Source organism: Salifodinibacter halophilus (assembly GCA_012999515.1).
Lineage (GTDB): Bacteria > Pseudomonadota > Gammaproteobacteria > Nevskiales > Salinisphaeraceae > Salifodinibacter > Salifodinibacter halophilus.
Genome location: JABEEB010000633.1, coordinates 1 through 242 on the forward strand (window position 1 = coordinate 1; position 242 = coordinate 242).

The window sequence follows — 242 nt, forward strand, 5'->3', positions numbered from 1 at the left end:
CCTGGGCCTGCGCGCCCGTTGAACTCGCGCCTGCGCGGGATCGGGCCTGAGCTTCGATTCCGCCGGTGCTCGTCGAATCCACCTAAACTGTTCTGGAGACTCTCATGCTGCATTACGCCGTGGTATTTCTGGTAATCGCGCTTATCGCCGGCGTGCTCGGTTTTAGCGGAATCGCAGGAGCCGCCAGCCAGATCGCCTGGATCTTGTTCGTGGTGTTCCTGATCCTGGCGGTGATTTCGTTC

The 242-nt window shown here is 60.3% G+C and carries 1 protein-coding gene; it reads left to right on the forward strand.

Going from position 1 to position 242, the window contains the following annotated elements; all coding sequences use genetic code 11:
• Positions 1–104 precede the first annotated feature (104 nt).
• A partial coding sequence (locus tag HKX41_13105) for a DUF1328 domain-containing protein (protein ID NNC25072.1) occupies positions 105–242 on the forward strand: 138 nt, incomplete at its 3' end.